Source organism: Lelliottia jeotgali (assembly GCF_977070485.1).
The window spans coordinates 126,411-143,380 of the sequence record NZ_CDRVFO010000003.1; the positions used below are offsets into that span (position 1 = coordinate 126,411).

The following is a 16,970-nucleotide window of genomic DNA, read 5'->3' on the forward strand; positions in this document are numbered from 1 at the left end:
CCAAGTCCCTCGCATGATCGCTGCATAACAACAAATGCAGAGGCCAATGGTTATGACTGCTACGCACCCGCCCACGGATTACAGCGCCTGGATCGGCCGCACGGAAGAGGCCGTCGATGAGCTCAGCCGCAACCTGATCAAACGTATCGCCGCCACCTTCGGCGAAGCCGCCCCCGCCGTGGGTCAGCCCCTGCCGCCGCTGTGGATGTGGTGCTTTTTCCAGGAGCCGGTGGCCGAATCGCAACTGGGCAGCGATGGTCACCCGGCGCGCGGCGGCTTCCTGCCGCCCGCCGACAATCGCAACCGCATGTGGGCCGGGGGGCGCGTCGAATTCTTTACCCCGCTCAAGGTCGGCGCCGAGGCCCATCGCCTGTCGACCATCGTGCATATCGAAGAGAAGCACGGCCGCACGGGCGCCTTGCTGTTCGTCACGGTGCGCCACGAGTACTCACAGCAGGGCGAACTGTGCGTACGTGAAGAGCAGGATATCGTCTACCGCGAACCGAACCCGCCCAAACTGAGCAGCGCCGCGCCAACCGCCCCAGGCGACTGGAGCGAGGCCGTCACGCCCTCCCCGACTCTGCTGTTCCGTTACTCCGCCGTCACCTTCAACGGCCACCGCATCCACTATGACCACCCCTATGTCACCAGCGCCGAAGGCTACGCCGGCCTGGTCGTGCACGGCCCGTTGATTGCCACCCTCACCCTGCGCGCCTTCCTGCGCGCCAACCCTGGCAAGCGCCTGCGCCAATTCGCCTATCGCGGCGTACGTCCACTGACCGTGCCCACGCCATTCGAAGTGGCCGGGCGCATTGGCGCACAGGGCCAGGCGCAACTGTGGGCCGGCAATGCCGACGGCGTGGCGCAGAGCGCCGACGTGCTTTTCGACTGAGAACTGGACAGGGAACCCCGCATGCATACGTACGACAGTGATGACCTCAATGCCATCCGCGAAGGCGTGCGCGCCTTGTGCGCCGAATTCGATGCCAGCTACTGGCGCAAAATCGATGAAGAAAAAGGCTTCCCTGAAGCCTTTGTAAAAGCCATGACCGACGCCGGGTGGCTGTCGGCGATGATTCCGGAGCAGTACGGCGGATCGGGCCTGGGCCTGGCCGAAGCCTCGGTGATCCTCGAAGAAGTTAATGCCTGCGGTGGCAACTCCGGCACGGTGCATGGGCAGATGTACAACATGTTCACCCTGCTGCGCCATGGCAGCGAGGAACAGAAGCGCCACTACCTGCCCAAACTGGCCAGTGGCGAGCTGCGCCTGCAGTCGATGGGCGTGACCGAGCCCACCACCGGTACCGACACCACCAAGATCAAGACCACTGCGGTGCGCCAAGGCGACAAGTACGTGATCAACGGGCAAAAAGTGTGGATCTCGCGGGTTCAGCACTCCGACCTGATGATCCTGCTGGCCCGCACCACGCCTTTGCCTGAGGTGAAGAAAAAGTCCGAGGGCATGTCGATCTTCCTGGTCGACCTGCGCGACGCCATTGGCAATGGCCTGAGCGTGCAGCCGATCGCCAACATGGTCAACCACGAGACCAACGAGCTGTTCTTCGACAACCTGGAACTGCCGGCCAGCAGCCTGATCGGCGAAGAAGGCAAAGGCTTCAGGTACATCCTCGACGGCCTCAACGCCGAACGTACCTTGATTGCCGCCGAGTGCATCGGTGACGGCCGCTGGTTCGTCGAAAAAGCCAGCGCCTATGCCCGTGACCGCGTGGTCTTCGGCCGGCCAATCGGGCAGAACCAGGGCGTGCAGTTCCCCATCGCCGAAGCGCACATCGAAATCGAAGCCGCCGACCTGATGCGCTGGCGCGCCTGCGCCGAATACGACAGCGGGCAGAATGCCGGGGCCAGCGCCAACATGGCCAAGTACCTGGCGGCGAAGGCCTCGTGGGAAGCCGCCAATGCGTGCCTGCAAACCCATGGCGGCTTCGGCTTCGCCTGCGAATACGACGTCGAGCGCAAGTTCCGCGAGACCCGCCTGTACCAGGTGGCGCCGATTTCCACCAACCTGATCCTGTCCTACGTGGCCGAGCACCTGCTCGAACTGCCGCGCAGCTTCTGAGGGCCTGAGCATGCAACATACCCACGCCCTGGCCGGCTTTCTCGCCGACCTGCGCTACACGCACCTGCCCGGCCACGTGCTGGACCGCACCGAAGACCTGTTCCTGGACTGGCTTGGCTCGGCCCTCGCCAGCCAAGGCGCGCACCCGATCCCGCTGTTCGAGCGCTATGCCGAACGCATGGGGCCTGCGCAGGGCAACGCGCGGGTATTGACCAGCGGGCGTACCTCGTCCCCCTACTTTGCCGCCCTGGTCAATGGTGCTGCCTCGCACCTGGTCGAGCAGGACGACCTGCACAACAGCTCGGTGCTGCACCCGGCGACCGTGGTGTTTTCTGCCGTACTGGCGGCGGCGCAGGACCTTGGCAAGTCTGGCCAGGACCTGTTGCTGGCCGCAGTCGCCGGCTATGAAGCCGGCATCCGTATCGGTGAATTCCTCGGTCGCTCGCATTACCGCATCTTCCATACCACCGCCACCGTCGGCACCCTGGCCGCAGCAGTCGGGGTGGGCAAACTGCTGGGCTTCAACCAGACGCAGTTCATCAACCTGCTCGGGAGCGCCGGCACCCAGGCCGCCGGGCTCTGGGAGTTCCTGCGCGACGCCGCCGACTCCAAACAGTTACATACCGCCAAGGCCGCCGCCGACGGCTTGCTGGCCGCCTATCTCACCGCCGATGGCCTGAGCGGTGCACGCAATATCCTCGAAGGCGAACAGGGCATGGCCGCCGGCATGTCCAGCGATGCCGACCCGGTGCGCCTGAGCGACCGCCTGGGCACGCGCTGGGCCCTTGTGGAAACCTCGTTCAAGTACCACGCTTCGTGTCGCCATACCCACCCCGCCGCCGATGCCTTGCTGCTGTTGATGCAGCGCGAAGGCCTGGGCCATGAACAGATCGCCAGGGTCGTCACCCGCGTGCATCAGGGCGCAATCGATGTGCTTGGCCGCGTCACCACACCTGCCACCGTGCACCAGGCCAAGTTCTCCATGGGTACCGTACTCGGCCTGATTGCAGTGCATGGCAGTGCGCAACTCATCGACTTCCGTGACCTGGCGCTGACCGACCCGCAGGTCGCGCACTTTCGCGAGCACGTCGAGATGCAACTGGACGCCGAAGTGGACGCCGCCTACCCCAAGCGCTGGCTGGGCCGCGTGGACGTCACCTGCACCGACGGCCGCAGCTTCAGCGCCGCCATCGACGAACCTAAAGGCGACCCCGGCAACACCCTGTCGCGCCCGGAGCTTGCGGCCAAGTTTCAGCGCCTGCTGGCGTATTCCGGCGCGCGCAGCCCGGCCCAGGGCCAGGCATTGATCGAGCGGGTCTGGCAACTGCGCGACGCCCGCTCGCTGGCTGATCTGCACTGAACACCAACAGGTGACCCTATGACTCAAACAACGCCACGCCCGCTGGACGGCATCACCGTGATCAGCCTGGAGCACGCTATCGCGGCCCCCTTCTGCACGCGCCAATTGGCCGACCTCGGCGCCCGCGTGATCAAGGTCGAGCGCCCTGGCAGCGGCGACTTCGCCCGCGGCTACGATCAGCGTGTCGATGGCCTGGCCTCGCACTTCGTCTGGACCAACCGCTCCAAGGAAAGCCTCACCCTGGACCTCAAGCAGGGCGCCGCCGACGGTATTCTCGGGGCCCTGCTGGCCAAGGCGGATGTGCTGGTGCAAAACCTCGCACCGGGCGCGGCAGCGCGCATGGGCCTGTCGTTCGACGCCCTGCACGCGCGCTTCCCACGGCTTATCGTGTGCGATATCTCCGGGTATGGCGAAGGCGGCCCCTATGAAAAGAAAAAGGCCTACGACCTGCTGATCCAGAGCGAAGGCGGCTTTCTATCGGTAACCGGTGGCCCTGGCGAAAACGACATGGCCAAGGCCGGCTGCTCAATCGCCGATATCGCCGCCGGTATGTACGCCTATACCGGCGTGCTCTCGGCGTTGCTGCTGCGTGACAAGACCGGCGTCGGCAGCCGCATCGACGTGTCGATGCTGGAAAGCCTGGTGGAGTGGATGGGCTACCCGATGTACTACGCCTACGACGGCGCGCCGCCACCGCCGCGCGCCGGCGCTTCGCACTCCACCATTTACCCGTATGGGCCGTTCCCCACCGGTGGTGGCGGCACCATCATGCTTGGCCTTCAGAATGAACGGGAATGGGCGCTGTTCTGCGAAAAGGTGCTGCTTGACCCGGCGCTGGCCACTGATGACCGCTTCAATGCCAACTTCAAGCGCTCGGATAACCGTGAGGTGCTGCGGCAGATCATCATCGATGGCTTCGCCAGCCTGTCGCTGGACGAGGTAGTGGCACGCCTTGAAGATGCGCAAATCGCTAACGCGCGGGTAAACGACATGCGCGGGGTGTGGCAACACCCGCAGTTGCAGGCCCGCGGCTGCTGGCGTGAAGTGGACAGCCCGGTCGGCAAGCTGCCCTCGCTGCTGCCACCAGGGCGCAACGCGGCCTTTGCCCCACGCATGGACGCCGTGCCGGCGCTTGGCCAACACACCCAGGGTATCCTCGGCGAGCTGGGCTTCAGCCCGGCAGAGCAGGCCAGCCTGGCCGCGGGTGGTGTGGTATGAACAGCGTCCGCTCTGCACTGTTCGTACCCGGCAGCCGGCCTGAGCGTTTCGCCAAGGCGCTGGCAGCGGGGGCCGATGCCGTCATCGTCGATTTCGAGGATGCCGTGGAGGAACCTCTCAAGCGCCAGGCCCGGGACAACCTGGGGGCTTTCCTGCAGGCCACGCCACTGGCGTCGGTGTGGGTCCGTGTGAACGCGCCGCAGCACGCCGAGCATGCTGCAGACCTGGCTTTCTGCGCGCAGCAGCCTGGTATCGCCGGCGTGCTGCTGCCCAAGGTGGAAAACGCCGCCCAAGTGGCCGTTGCCCGGCACATCGGCAAACCGGTCTGGCCCATCATCGAAAGCGCCAAAGGCCTGCTGGCGCTCGAGCAGATCGCCCATGCCGAGGGGGTCGAGCGGTTGTCGTTCGGCAGCCTCGACTTGGCGCTGGACCTTCATCTGAACACCGACAGCGATGCTGCCCGGCAGTTTCTTGACCAGGCGCGCATGGCCGTGCAGCTACACTCGCGGGGTGCCGACCTGCTGCCGCCGCTCGATGGCGTGTTTCCTGCCATTGGCGACACCGAAGGTTTGCACCAGGCGGTACGGCATGCCTGCGACTTGGGGTATGGCGGGGCGTTGTGCATTCACCCCAGGCAAGTGCCGGTGATTCACGCGGCACTCGCGCCCGACGCCGAAGCGCTGGCCTGGGCCCGACGGGTGCTGGCGGCGAGCGCCGCAGCTAACGGGGCCGGTGCGTTTCAGCTGGACGGGCAAATGGTGGATGCGCCGGTGGTGTTGCGGGCGCGACGGTTGTTGGCACAGGCGTCCGGTTGAACTGAGCCGGCGTTCGGCTAAACCGAATGCCGCCTTACACAAATGCTAATTCACCACACGCAAGCCATTGGTCCATCGTTACATCCATCCTCCTACAAAAATAAATCAGAGGTGACATCGATGTTCAAGCTGACCCAGGCGCTGTTTTGCGCCGCCGCAGTGTCCATGGCCGGCCTTGCACAGGCTGCCGACCCGATCATCATCAAGTTCGCCCACGTCGTGGCCGACAGCACGCCCAAAGGCCAGGGTGCGCTGATGTTCCAGAAGCTGGTGGCGGCGGACCCGCAGCTCAAGGACAAGGTCAAAGTCGAGGTCTACCCCAATTCGTCACTGTTCGGCGACGGCAAGGAGATGGAAGCGTTGCTGCTGGGGGATGTGCAGATGCTGGCGCCTTCGCTGGCCAAGTTCGAGCACTACAACAAGCAGGTGCAAATCTTCGACCTGCCGTTCCTGTTCGACGACCTGGCGGCCGTCGACCGCTTCCAGCAAGGCCCGCAGGGCAAGGCACTGCTGACGTCGATGGACGACAAAGGCATCCACGGCCTGGCCTACTGGCACAACGGCCTCAAGCAGCTGTCGGCCAACAAGAAAGTGATCCTGCCCAAAGATGCCCGCGGCCTGAAATTCCGCGTGCAAGCCTCCAGCGTGCTCGAAGAGCAGTTCAAGGCGATCCGCGCCAACCCGCGCAAGATGAGCTTTGCCGAGGTTTATCAGGGCCTGCAGACCGGAACGGTCAATGGCACCGAAAACACCTGGTCGAACTATGAAAGCCAGAAGGTCAACGAGGTGCAGCCGTTCTTCACCGAGACCAACCACGGCCTGATCGACTACATGGTGATCACCAACGCCAAGTTCTGGAACGGCCTGCCTGAGGACGTGCGTGGCGAGCTGCAAACGCTCATGGACCAGGTCACCGTCGAGGTGAACAAACAGGCCGAAGCCCTCAACCAGACCTCCAGGCAGAAAATCATCGATGCCAAGACCAGCGAGATCGATGCCCTGACTGCCGAGCAGCGCCAGCAATGGCGTGAGGCCATGCGCCCGGTGTGGGACAAGTTCTCCGGTCAGATCGGCGCTGACTTGATCAAGGCAGCCGAGGCCGCCAACAAGGCTTCCTGACAGCCGCACGCCCTGCCCCGGCCACCTGCGCACAGGTGGCCAGCCCTCTCTCTGTCTGGAGAATTCCTATGCAATCGCTCAGGCGTGTCTGGGAGCACTTCGAGGAGGGCATGATCGCCTTTCTCCTGGCGGCCATGACCTTGGTGACCTTCGTCTACGTAGCACTGAACAACCTCTATACCGTGTTCTACACGCTCAGTGACCACTGGGCTTTTGCCAGTGACCTGCTGCTGGGCATCGGCGACCACCTGATGGGTTACGCCCAGGAAATGACCTGGAGCATCGCCCTGACCAAGGCGCTATTCGGTTGGCTGATCTTTTTCGGGATCTCCTATGGCGTGCGCACCGCTGGCCACTTGGGTGTCGACGTACTGGTGCGGCGCACCCGCAAGCCAGTGCAACGGGTACTGGCGATGATCGCCTGTGCCTGTTGCCTGGCGTATGCCGGGCTGTTCCTGGTGGCGAGCATCAAATGGGTAAGCGCTGTGCTTGTGGCCGGCATCGGCGCCGAAGACCTGGACCGCTATGGCATCAAGGTCGGCCATATCGCGCTGATCGTGCCCTTCGGTTTCGCCTTGGTCATTGTCCGCTACCTGGAGATCCTCTATCGCCTGTTCACCCATCGCCAGTATGGCCTGGGCCTGGCCGACGAGGCTGCAGAGGCGAGCAAGCTGGCCAACCCGGGTGAGGAGCATCACTGATGACGGTTATCTGCCTGTTCCTGTTGTTGTTCGTGTTCATGTTCCTGGGAGTGCCGATCGCGATTTCGCTGGGCTTGTCGGGCGCACTTTCAATCCTGATGTTCAGCCAGGACTCCCTCAGCTCGCTGGCGATCAAGCTGTTCGAGACCTCCGACAGTTACACCTTCCTGGCCATCCCGTTCTTCCTGCTGTCGGGCGCGTTCATGACCACCGGTGGCGTGGCCCAGCGGCTGATCGACTTCGCCAACGCCTGCGTCGGGCACATCCGTGGCGGCCTGGCCATTGCCGCAGTGCTGGCATGCATGCTGTTCGCGGCGTTGTCGGGCTCGTCGCCGGCAACGGTCGCGGCGGTGGGTTCGATTGCCGTTGCCGGCATGGTGCGCTCCGGTTACCCCCGCGAGTTCGGCGCGGGGATCATCTGCAACGCCGGCACCCTGGGCATCCTGATTCCGCCATCGATCGTCATGGTGGTGTACTCGGCGGCGACCGAGACCTCGGTAGGCAAGCTGTTCATGGCCGGTGTGGTGCCAGGCATCCTGCTGGGCCTGGCGCTGATGGTAACGATCTACATCGTCGCCCGGATCAAGAAACTGCCCGCACAACCTCGTGCCAGTTTTGCCGAATGGTTGAGCACCGCCAGGCGCGCGTTCTGGGGGCTGTTGCTGTTGGTGATCATCCTGGGCGGCATCTACAGCGGCATGTTCACCCCCACCGAGGCGGCCGCCGTGGCAGCGGTGTACTCAGCGTTCATCGCGCTGTTCGTGTACAAGGACATGCGCCTGCGCGACTGCCCGAAGGTATTGCTGGAGTCGGGCCGGCTGACCATCATGCTGCTGTTCATCATCGCCAACGCCATGTTGTTCGCCCATGTGCTGACCACCGAGCAGATCCCCCAGCAGATCACCCAGTGGGTGCTGTCCGAGGGCCTGACGCCGATCGGCTTCCTGATCATGGTCAACGTGGTACTGCTGGTGGCGGGCAGCTTCATGGAGCCGTCGGCGATCATCCTGATTCTCGCGCCGATCTTCTTCCCGATCGCCATGAAGCTTGGGATCGACCCGATTCATCTGGGGATCGTCATGGTGGTGAACATGGAGATCGGCCTGGTGCATCCACCGGTGGGGCTGAACCTGTTCGTGACTTCAGCGGTGACGGGCCTGACGCTGGGGCAGACGATTCGCGCCGCGCTGCCGTGGCTGTCGATCCTGCTGCTGTTCCTGGTGCTGGTGACTTACGTGCCGTTCATTTCGCTGGCACTGCCGCAGTGGTTGGGCATGCCGTAATGCACTGATCTTCCGGGCCCCATCGCCGGCGATGGGGCCAGTGCAGGCATCAGATCCCTCCCCCCTCCAGCACCTGCGACATTACCTTGGCCAATGCCGTGACCATCACATCCGCCGTCGGCCGGTGGACGATGACGATTTCGTAGCTGTCCACCTCCGGCAAACCGTGTTGCCTGCCAAGCACCCGATGCTCAGGGGTCGCCGCCCGTGGTGGCAACAGGCTGATGCCCATGCCGTCGGCCACCGCTGCCTGGATGCCACTGAGGCTGGAGCTGGTGAAACTGATGCGCCAGCGCCGGCCCATGCCTTCGATGGCGGTGATCATGTCATCGCGGTACAAGCCGCGTGGCGGAAAGGTCACCAGCGGGATCGGGTCGAGCTCGAAGGACGGCATGCGTGCGCTGTCGATCCACTGCAGGCGCTCGGGCCAGCACGCCACGCCTTCGCGGCTGTTGCGTCGCTGCTTGAGCAATACCAGGTCAAGTTCGCCGTTGTCATAGGCCTGGCTGAGGTCGCGGCACAGGCCGCTGGTGACCTCCAGCTTGACCTGCGGGTGCAGCCGGCTGAATGCCGACAGCGCGTTGGTGGTGCGCCCGCCGACGAAATCTTCGGGAACGCCCAAACGTACGGTGACGCCGACCATGGCACCGGCCAAAGCCTCGAGCATCTGGTCGTTCAATGCCAGCATGTGCCGGGCGTAGCCGAGCAAGGTCTGGCCGGCGTCGGTCGGCAACACGTCACGGTTCCCGCGCACCAGCAGGCGGTGGCCGACCATGTCCTCGAGCCGGCGGACTTTCTGGCTGATGGTCGATTGCGTCGAATGCAGGCGTGCGGCAGCGGTGGTGAAGCTGCCGCAATCGGCCACGACGACGATGGCACGCAGCAGGTCGAGGTCGAACAGAGCCCTATTCGATTTAACGCTGATAGACATCCTGGTATTCAACATTTGAATGGTAAGGTTGTCTTCTACCATGGCTAATCGCCAAGCGCCACGCCTTCGCGCCGCGGGTCGGCTCCCCCCGCCCAGCCTGCGCCGGTACGCTGGATGATCTGCATGCCGCTGGTCATGGTCATGGGCGTTACCTCATGGCCCCAGGCCGTCAATTGCCGGACCAGCGCCGGGCTGATCAGCCCGGCTTCCACTTCGGTACCGGCGTTGCGGCTGCCGAAGTTGGGCAGGTTGCTAGCCTGTTGCGGGTCGAGCCGCCAGTCCAGCAAACCCACCAGGGCCTTGTTAACGTAGCCGATGATCTGCGAGCCACCGGGTGATCCGAGGCTGGCCACCAGTTCCCCGGACGCCTGCGAAAACACCAGGGTCGGGGCCATCGCCGACAACGGCCGCTTGCCCGGTTCAACCCGATTGGCAACGGGCTTGCCCTTCTCCTGTGGGATGAAGGAAAAGTCGGTCAACTGATTGTTCAGCAGGAAGCCCTTGACCATCAGATGCGAACCGAATGCCGCCTCTACCGAAGTGGTCATGGCCAGCGCCTGACCGCTGTCATCCACCGCCGAAAGGTGCGAGGTGGAAATGCGCAACGGCGAACGGTCCGGGGCCAAGGCCAGGTCCGCGCCCTGCGGCTTGCCCGGTCGCGCATGTTTCATGCTGAAGTCGCCGATCAGCTCGGCCCGCCCGGCCAGGTACGCCGGGGCGGTCAATGCCTTGAGCGGTATCGGCACATAGTCGCTGTCGGCCAGGTACTGGGCACGATCGGCGTAGGCCAGCCGTTCGGCCTCGGCAATCAGGTGAACGGCCAGCGGCGCAGGCTCAAGGCCTGCCGGCGAAGCACTGACGCTGGGCGGTAGCTTCGCAAGGTCGCGTTGTGGCATGGCGTGCTGCAGCGCCTCGAGGATGCCCAAGGTCTGCAGCACGGTCACTGCACCTGAAGATGGCGGCGGCATGCCGCAGATCTGCCAGGCCTTGTAAGGGCCGCATAACGGCGTGCGCTCCTTGGCCTGGTACTGGCGCAAATCCTCCAGTGACAGGAGCCCGGCATTGGCATGCCCCTGTACCTGGGCGACGATCGCTTCGGCAATTTCACCGGTATAGAACGCATCAATGCCCTGTTGCGCGATGCGTTCGAAGGTATGGGCAAGTTCGGGGTTGCGTAGCAGCGTTCCCACCGCCAGCGGCTGGCCATGCTCATCCAGGAAATAGCGGGCCATGGTGGGTGAACCGGCGATGAAAGGGTCACCCGCCAGCAACGCGTGCAGGCGCTCGGACACAGGGAACCCACTGCGTGCCAAGGCAATAGCCGGCGCGAACAGTTGACGCCACGGTAGCTTGCCATGTTGCTCGTGCGCCATTTTCAAGGCACGCAGCACCCCTGGTACGCCTACCGAGCGCCCGCCGATCTGCGCTGCGCGGAACGGCATCGGGGTGCCGTCCGGTTGCAGGAACAGCGTTGGCGTCACTGCGGCCGGCGCGGTCTCGCGGCCGTCGAATGCCTGTACCCGTTTGCCGTCCCAGTACAGGATGAACGCCCCACCGCCAATGCCGCTGGACTGCGGCTCGACCAAGGTGAGTACCATCTGCATGGCATTTGCCGCATCGATGGCGCTGCCGCCGGCGCGCAGCATCGCCCGCCCGGCTTCGCTGGCCAGCGGATTGGCAGCCGCCACCATGTGCCGGTTGGCGTGAACCGGTTGCAGGCCGGAGCGGTAACCTGACCCTAGCTCCGGGGGCGCGGGCAGCGGCTGGTCGGCCCAAGCCCATTGGCTGGCCAGGACAAGGCACAGGGTGCTGATCAATTGTGTTGGCGATGGCATTGGTGGCGTCCTGTCGAAGTGCATGCCTTGGGCGCCCAACATAAACCAGGCCATGTACTGCGCAAAGCGCCGTGGCACCACCTGGACATTCAATGCAGAATTTTTCGTATACAAAAATGAACATTTCTGGTTACATCAACCCGCGCCTACGACAGCGGTAATCGCCGCTGCGTATTGCGACAGGCTAAAGCCATGCATTACCCCTATCTGCTCATTCCCTTCGAGCGCCCTCTGCGAATCGACGCATTCGCCGTTCACCCGTTGCCCTTTGCACCCATCCGCCGTCTCGCGCCTGGTCTTTGTGACTCAGCGGTGTCGGCGCGTGCGCGGCTGCGCTGACTGGCCCTGCTGCCCACGCCGTGTTTTCCACACCGAGCCTGGTTGCCCTCGAAAAAAACCAGGTGTCTGCACTGACGAATTGCACCCCGCCCTTCGCGGGAAGGAATACCTATGCCCAAGACTTTGCTGATAAAGAACGCCGAACTGCTGGTGACGATGGACGGCGAGCGCCGCGAGATCAGACGCGGCGGCCTGTTCATAGAAGACAACCTGATCAAGCAGGTTGGCCCCAGCGACGAGCTGCCCCAGCACGCCGACGAGATTCTGGACATGACCGGCAAGGTGGTCATCCCGGGGCTGGTCAACACCCACCATCACATGTATCAAAGCCTCACCCGCGTGGTCCCGGCGGCCCAGGACGGTGAGCTGTTCAACTGGCTGACCAACCTTTACCCGATCTGGGCACGGTTGACGCCCGAAATGATCGCGGTATCGACCCAGACCGCGATGGCCGAACTGATTCTCTCCGGCTGCACCACCTCCAGCGACCATCTGTACATCTACCCCAATGGCTGCAAGCTCGACGACAGCATCCACGCCGCCGGGGAAATCGGCATGCGTTTCCATGCCGCACGCGGCAGCATGAGCGTAGGGCGCAGCCAAGGCGGGCTGCCGCCAGACTCGGTGGTGGAAAAGGAAAGCGACATCCTCAAGGAGTCGCAGCGCCTGATCGAGGACTACCACGACGCCAGCCATGGCTCGATGCTGCGTGTGGTCGTGGCGCCCTGCTCACCTTTCTCGGTCAGCCGCGACCTGATGCGCGAAGCGGCGGTGCTGGCGCGCAACTACGGGGTTTCGCTGCACACCCATTTGGCTGAAAACGTCAACGATATCGCTTACAGCCGCGAAAAGTTCGGCATGACACCTGCCGAATACGCCGAGGACCTGGGCTGGGTCGGCCACGATGTGTGGCACGCGCACTGCGTGCAACTCGACCAGCACGGCATCGAGCTGTTTGCCCGTACCGGCACCGGTGTGGCCCACTGCCCGTGCTCGAACATGCGCCTGGCCTCGGGTATTGCACCGATCCGCAAGATGCGCGACCACGGGGTGCCCGTGGGCCTGGGCGTCGATGGCTCGGCCTCCAACGATGGCGCCAGCATGATCGGTGAAGTGCGCCAGGCGCTGCTGCTGCAGCGTGTCGGCTTCGGCCCCGACGCGATGACCGCACGCGAAGCGCTGGAAATCGCCACCCTCGGCGGTGCCAAGGTGCTCAACCGTAATGACATCGGCGCCTTGGCGCCGGGCATGGTCGCCGACTTCGTCGCCTTCGACCTCGGCCATGTCGCCTACGCAGGCGCCCACCACGACCCGCTTGCGGCCTTGGTGTTCTGCACCCCGACCCAGGTCGACACCAGCGTGATAAACGGCCGCGTAGTGGTAAAGGACGGCCGCATCACCACAGTCGACCTGCCGCTGGTGCTGGAGCGCCACAATCAGCTGGCCCGTCAGCTGGTGACCGGCGATTGATAGCGGGATGCAAGCCTGTAGAGCGGCGCGCAGGCGCCGCTTTTTGCTGCCCTTGCACAAGGCACTGTCAAAGCACCTTCACCGCCCGACCGATGAACTGCACAGGCCCGGTTGGGCGCCCGGTCGGCGAGCCGCCCGCTCTTTCCAGGGTCAATTCGAACAGTTGGTTGGGCTCCAGGGGAGGCAGGTCATGCGCGGGCACCCGATATTGCTCGCCAGGTTTGACCAGGCCCAGCGACAGTGGCGCCTGCCACTGTTCGCCCTTGGTCCAGAACTGCAGCACCTTGTCGCTCGGCACCGCGAACTGCCCCAAGGGAATCAGTTGAATGCTACGGGTATCGCTAGCCTGCACTACCCACCCGGGGGCACTGTCTGCCGGCGCAACCAGCACCACGAGGTAAGAAGGCTCCGGCGCCTTGGCGGTAAGCAGAGTGAAGGCTAACAGCAGGCTGGCAACCAGGCCTGCACCAGCCAGGCCCTGCCATAGCACCAGGCGATGCCACCAACGCCCTGACTGCGTTGGTGGCGCAATACGCTGTGGCTGTGGCTGTGCATCGACGCTGCGGCTGATCCGCCCCCACAAACGTGGGCTGGGTGGCAAAGGCTCAGCGAGCGCATTCAACGCCAATAGCCGCTGCTCCCAGGCATCCACGGCACCACGCAACTGCTGATCCTCCGTCAGGCGCTGGCGCACGGCCTCATGTTGTTCGGCCGACAAGGTACCCAACACGTACTCCCCGGCCAATTCATCAAGTGCGTCGGCAGTCTCGCCTTGTGGCTTCTTCATCCCATGCACTCCCGCAACGCCTTCAGGCTGCGTTTGATCCAGGCTTTGACGGTACCCAACGGCGTGTTCAGCAACCCGGCGATTTCGGCATGGCTGCAACCGTCGACATACGCGTGCAGGATGCACAGCTTGCGTGAGGGTTCCAGTTGCTCGAGGCAACGGTGAACCTTGGCCGAGTCCGCCATGAGATCGATATCACTCGCATAGGGCAGCGGTACTTGTGCACTGTCAAACGCCCCTTCATCCAGCACGACTTCGCGCCGGGAGTCGCGTATGTAGTTGAGCGCCAGGTGCCGGGTCACGCTATAGATCCAGCCCCGCGCAGAGCCGCGTGCAGGGTCGAAGCTGGCAGCCCCGGACCATATCCGAATGAAGGCATCGTGCAGGATGTCTTCTGCTGTAGCGTGGTCGCGCGCGATACGGCGCACCACACCTAGCAGGCGTGCGCCCTCCTCCTCGTAGAGTGCATGCAGCGCTCGGCGGTCTCCCCGTGCGCAGGCTTCAAGGCAACGCTGAAAGTCGAAAGGGGGCAAAGGTGAGTTCACTGCAAGGTCAGCCCTATAGTCCCTGGACGGTTCCCCCAGCCATCGGGCCGGGGGGCTGTCGATCAGCGTAGACGCCAGTGGCTTACCTGCCTATGCGCACTGCCATCATTTTGCCGCCCAGAAGATATAGTCAGCCTGGTAATCAACGATTTTGCGCTCACCTTTGTTTTGCATCGAGCAGGCAGTTGCCGGCGCAACACCGCCGCGGGTGGCCACGCGCTGGATATAGCTCACACCGGTCATGGCCCCTTTACCTTCGGCCGGGCTGGCCTGAACCAGCTGGTAAGGCAGGTCGCCCTTGGCCGCTGGCGCCACGGCCAACTGGGTGCCGGTGACCTTCGAGCCGTCTTTGGCCTGCCAGGTGGCGGGCGGCCCGAAATAGTCACCCACCGCCTTGCCAGACCTGTCCTTGAGTACCGCTTTGGGGCCGACGAATGTCCACTCGGTCTGGCCGGGTGCATTGGCTTTGTCGCGGCATTCGTAGGTGACCTGGCCCACACCGACGGTTTCCAGCATGACGGCGTGGCCATCCGGAACCTTGACCGCGTCGGGCAAGGCGGATTGAGCGTGAGCGGCCTGGCTGGCCACGATCAGGACTAAGCCGCCTGTGAGCATCAGCATGGTAACTGGGCTGTTCATGGTGCAAATCTCCTGGCGAGTAATCGACAGCGCGAAGTCGCGCTACCTGTAATACCCGCCAGGATGCAGATTGGATGCACCTCTGAAAAAAAAATGTGCACCCACCTGCCCGTTACCCGGCTGGCCTATCAGCCAACTTGGGCCGGTGCAGCCTTGGCTGCCTTGCGCAGGCTCCACACACCCCAAGTCAGGCCGATCACAGCAGCAATGACCGAGCCCGACAGTACGCCAAGCTTCGCCGCGCCCAGGACGCCAGGGTCAGAGAACGCCAGGTTGGCAATGAAGATCGACATGGTAAAGCCGATGCCCGCCAACAGCCCGATCAGCGTGATGCCGTGCCAGGTAACGCCCGCCGGCAGCGCACACCAGCCCAAACGTACCATCAGCCAGCTGATCGTCACGATACCCAACGGCTTGCCCAAGACCAGCGCCACAGCCACACCAGTCATCACCCAGTGAGGGCCATCGGCAGACAGGTCTACACCAGACAACCCGACACCGGCGTTGGCCAGGGCGAACAGCGGCATGATCGCGAACGCCACCCAAGGGTGCAGATGGCCTTGCACGCGCAGCACGGGGGCTACCAGTTCACGCTGTGCCACACGCAGGTTTTTCAACGGGCTCATCAGTTCGCTGTCATCGATCTGCGGTGCCTTGGCGCGACCGAGCAGGTCGTCGGTGAAGCGGGTAACAGCCTCCAGCGGGCGCTCGCCCAAGGGCATGGCCCTGACTGGCGTCATCAGGCCAAGCACCACGCCCGCCAAGGTGGGGTGGGCACCGGTCATCAACATGCCCAGCCAGGTGATGAACCCGGGGATGATGTAGGCATAGGCCGAACCGACACCGATCTTTTGCAGGCCGAGCACCAGCAGCAGGCCGATGGCGGCGACGCCGAAACCGCTGTAATCCAGGCCACCGGAGTAGAAGAAGGCAATGATCAGCACCGCGATGATGTCGTCGATGATCGCCAGGGCGAGCAGGAACACCCGCACATTGGAAGGGATCGACTTACCCAGCAACGCCAATACACCCACTGCAAAGGCGATGTCGGTGGCGGTGGGCACAGCCCAACCCTCTTGCGCGGGAGGCGAATGATTGAACGCCAGGTAGATGAGTGCGGGTACCACCACACCACCGACAGCTGCCGCCATCGGCAGCGTGGCTTGGCGCAGGCTGGACAGCGCGCCTTCATGGATTTCGCGACGGATCTCCATACCGACGACCAGGAAGAAGATGGTCATCAGGCCGTCGTTGATCCAGAAATGCAGTGACTGGGAATAGACCAGGGAGCCGATACCAAAGCTTATCGGCGTGTGCCAGAGGGCGTCATAGCTTTCGGCAGCGGGCGAATTCGCCCAGATCAGTGCTGCAACGGCGGCGATCAACAGTACGACGCCGCTCACGGCCTCGATATGCAGAAAGCGCTCGAAGTTGGCGAATGCGCGTTGGGCAATTTGCTGGGCACGGGGCATTACGTGTTTTTGCATGGGCACAAGAACTCCCGCACGGCGGCCCGACCTGCGTAGTTATTTAACCTGCTTCACTGCGTCATGCAGCTAGCACCCGCGTGCATTCTAACCAAATGGCCTGCCCCAGTCATCCATTCACGGTCTCAAGCCGGCCAAGGCAGGTGAATGAACAAATCTTCATACAGGCTTTCAGCGCCCTGATGACGGGATGAAACACCGGATGCCCGGTTTTACGCAACGCGCCTGCCTTGAGGTGCGGCCCGGGCACGCGTAGCATCGCCGCCCCGCATCCTTGTGGGAGCCGGCTTGCCGGCGATTCGAGTGCATGGCACTCGTCTACATCCATGTTGGCTGGCCTGGCGTAGTCGCCGGCAGGCCGGCT

The 16,970-nt window shown here is 63.7% G+C and carries 15 protein-coding genes; 9 read left to right on the forward strand and 6 right to left on the reverse strand.

The features are described from left to right. Positions 1-52: 52 nt before the first annotated feature. The 8 genes from ACW4TB_RS05410 (at position 53) to dctM (ending at position 8,573) form a co-directional block, all read left to right on the forward strand. On the forward strand, positions 53-892 hold the full coding sequence (locus ACW4TB_RS05410) for an FAS1-like dehydratase domain-containing protein (RefSeq protein WP_279932206.1): 840 nt from the start codon (positions 53-55) through the stop codon (positions 890-892). 21 nt (positions 893-913) lie between these two features. Further along, a complete protein-coding gene (locus tag ACW4TB_RS05415) occupies positions 914-2,077 on the forward strand; it encodes an acyl-CoA dehydrogenase family protein (RefSeq protein ID WP_279932204.1) in 1,164 nt (387 codons plus the stop codon). A gap of 10 nt (positions 2,078-2,087) precedes the next feature. After that, the gene (locus ACW4TB_RS05420; protein ID WP_279932202.1) at positions 2,088-3,437 is read left to right on the forward strand and encodes an MmgE/PrpD family protein; all 1,350 of its coding nucleotides are present in this window, start codon (positions 2,088-2,090) and stop codon (positions 3,435-3,437) included. A gap of 18 nt (positions 3,438-3,455) precedes the next feature. Then, complete coding sequence (locus tag ACW4TB_RS05425) at positions 3,456-4,655, forward strand: CaiB/BaiF CoA transferase family protein (protein WP_279932200.1); 1,200 nt, start codon at positions 3,456-3,458, stop codon at positions 4,653-4,655. Continuing rightward, a complete protein-coding gene (locus ACW4TB_RS05430) occupies positions 4,652-5,470 on the forward strand; it encodes an HpcH/HpaI aldolase/citrate lyase family protein (protein ID WP_012314896.1) in 819 nt (272 codons plus the stop codon). The genes ACW4TB_RS05425 and ACW4TB_RS05430 overlap by 4 nt, the downstream gene beginning before the upstream one ends. A gap of 120 nt (positions 5,471-5,590) precedes the next feature. Beyond that, complete coding sequence (locus tag ACW4TB_RS05435) at positions 5,591-6,589, forward strand: TRAP transporter substrate-binding protein (RefSeq protein ID WP_012314897.1); 999 nt, start codon at positions 5,591-5,593, stop codon at positions 6,587-6,589. A gap of 68 nt (positions 6,590-6,657) precedes the next feature. Next, on the forward strand, positions 6,658-7,290 hold the full coding sequence (locus tag ACW4TB_RS05440; protein WP_012314898.1) for a TRAP transporter small permease: 633 nt from the start codon (positions 6,658-6,660) through the stop codon (positions 7,288-7,290). Next, entirely contained in the window at positions 7,290-8,573 is a 1,284-nt protein-coding gene (gene dctM, locus ACW4TB_RS05445) for a C4-dicarboxylate TRAP transporter large permease protein DctM (RefSeq protein ID WP_012314899.1), read from the forward strand. Before ACW4TB_RS05440 ends, dctM begins: the two co-directional genes overlap by 1 nt. Positions 8,574-8,622: 49 nt before the next feature. Here dctM and ACW4TB_RS05450 read toward each other — a convergent pair whose 3' ends face one another. Both ACW4TB_RS05450 and ggt read right to left on the reverse strand, forming a co-directional pair. Continuing rightward, the gene (locus tag ACW4TB_RS05450) at positions 8,623-9,504 is read right to left on the reverse strand and encodes a LysR substrate-binding domain-containing protein (protein WP_042112037.1); all 882 of its coding nucleotides are present in this window, start codon (positions 9,502-9,504) and stop codon (positions 8,623-8,625) included. Positions 9,505-9,548: 44 nt separating this feature from the next. Continuing rightward, positions 9,549-11,339, reverse strand: a complete 1,791-nt coding sequence (ggt, locus tag ACW4TB_RS05455) for a gamma-glutamyltransferase (RefSeq protein WP_279932194.1) — start codon at positions 11,337-11,339, stop codon at positions 9,549-9,551. A 450-nt stretch (positions 11,340-11,789) separates the two neighbouring features. Here ggt and ACW4TB_RS05460 point away from each other — a divergent pair, with 450 nt between their 5' ends. Next, positions 11,790-13,148 (forward strand): 8-oxoguanine deaminase, encoded by a 1,359-nt coding sequence (locus ACW4TB_RS05460; protein WP_012314902.1) that lies wholly within the window; start codon positions 11,790-11,792, stop codon positions 13,146-13,148. A 67-nt stretch (positions 13,149-13,215) separates the two neighbouring features. On the opposite strand, the gene ACW4TB_RS05465 is transcribed toward ACW4TB_RS05460, so the two are convergent. The 4 genes from ACW4TB_RS05465 to nhaA all read right to left on the reverse strand — a co-directional run bounded on the left by ACW4TB_RS05465 (position 13,216) and on the right by nhaA (position 16,606). Beyond that, positions 13,216-13,935, reverse strand: a complete 720-nt coding sequence (locus tag ACW4TB_RS05465; protein ID WP_279932192.1) for an anti-sigma factor — start codon at positions 13,933-13,935, stop codon at positions 13,216-13,218. Further along, positions 13,932-14,480 carry a sigma-70 family RNA polymerase sigma factor gene (locus tag ACW4TB_RS05470; protein ID WP_254465979.1) on the reverse strand — a complete coding sequence of 183 codons (549 nt, stop codon included), beginning with the start codon at positions 14,478-14,480 and terminating at the stop codon, positions 13,932-13,934. The genes ACW4TB_RS05465 and ACW4TB_RS05470 overlap by 4 nt, the downstream gene beginning before the upstream one ends. Before the next feature lie 105 nt (positions 14,481-14,585). Beyond that, entirely contained in the window at positions 14,586-15,119 is a 534-nt protein-coding gene (locus ACW4TB_RS05475; RefSeq protein ID WP_046785801.1) for a DUF3455 domain-containing protein, read from the reverse strand. A gap of 128 nt (positions 15,120-15,247) precedes the next feature. Further along, positions 15,248-16,606, reverse strand: a complete 1,359-nt coding sequence (gene nhaA, locus ACW4TB_RS05480; protein WP_012314906.1) for a Na+/H+ antiporter NhaA — start codon at positions 16,604-16,606, stop codon at positions 15,248-15,250. Between the last annotated feature and the right edge of the window lie 364 nt (positions 16,607-16,970).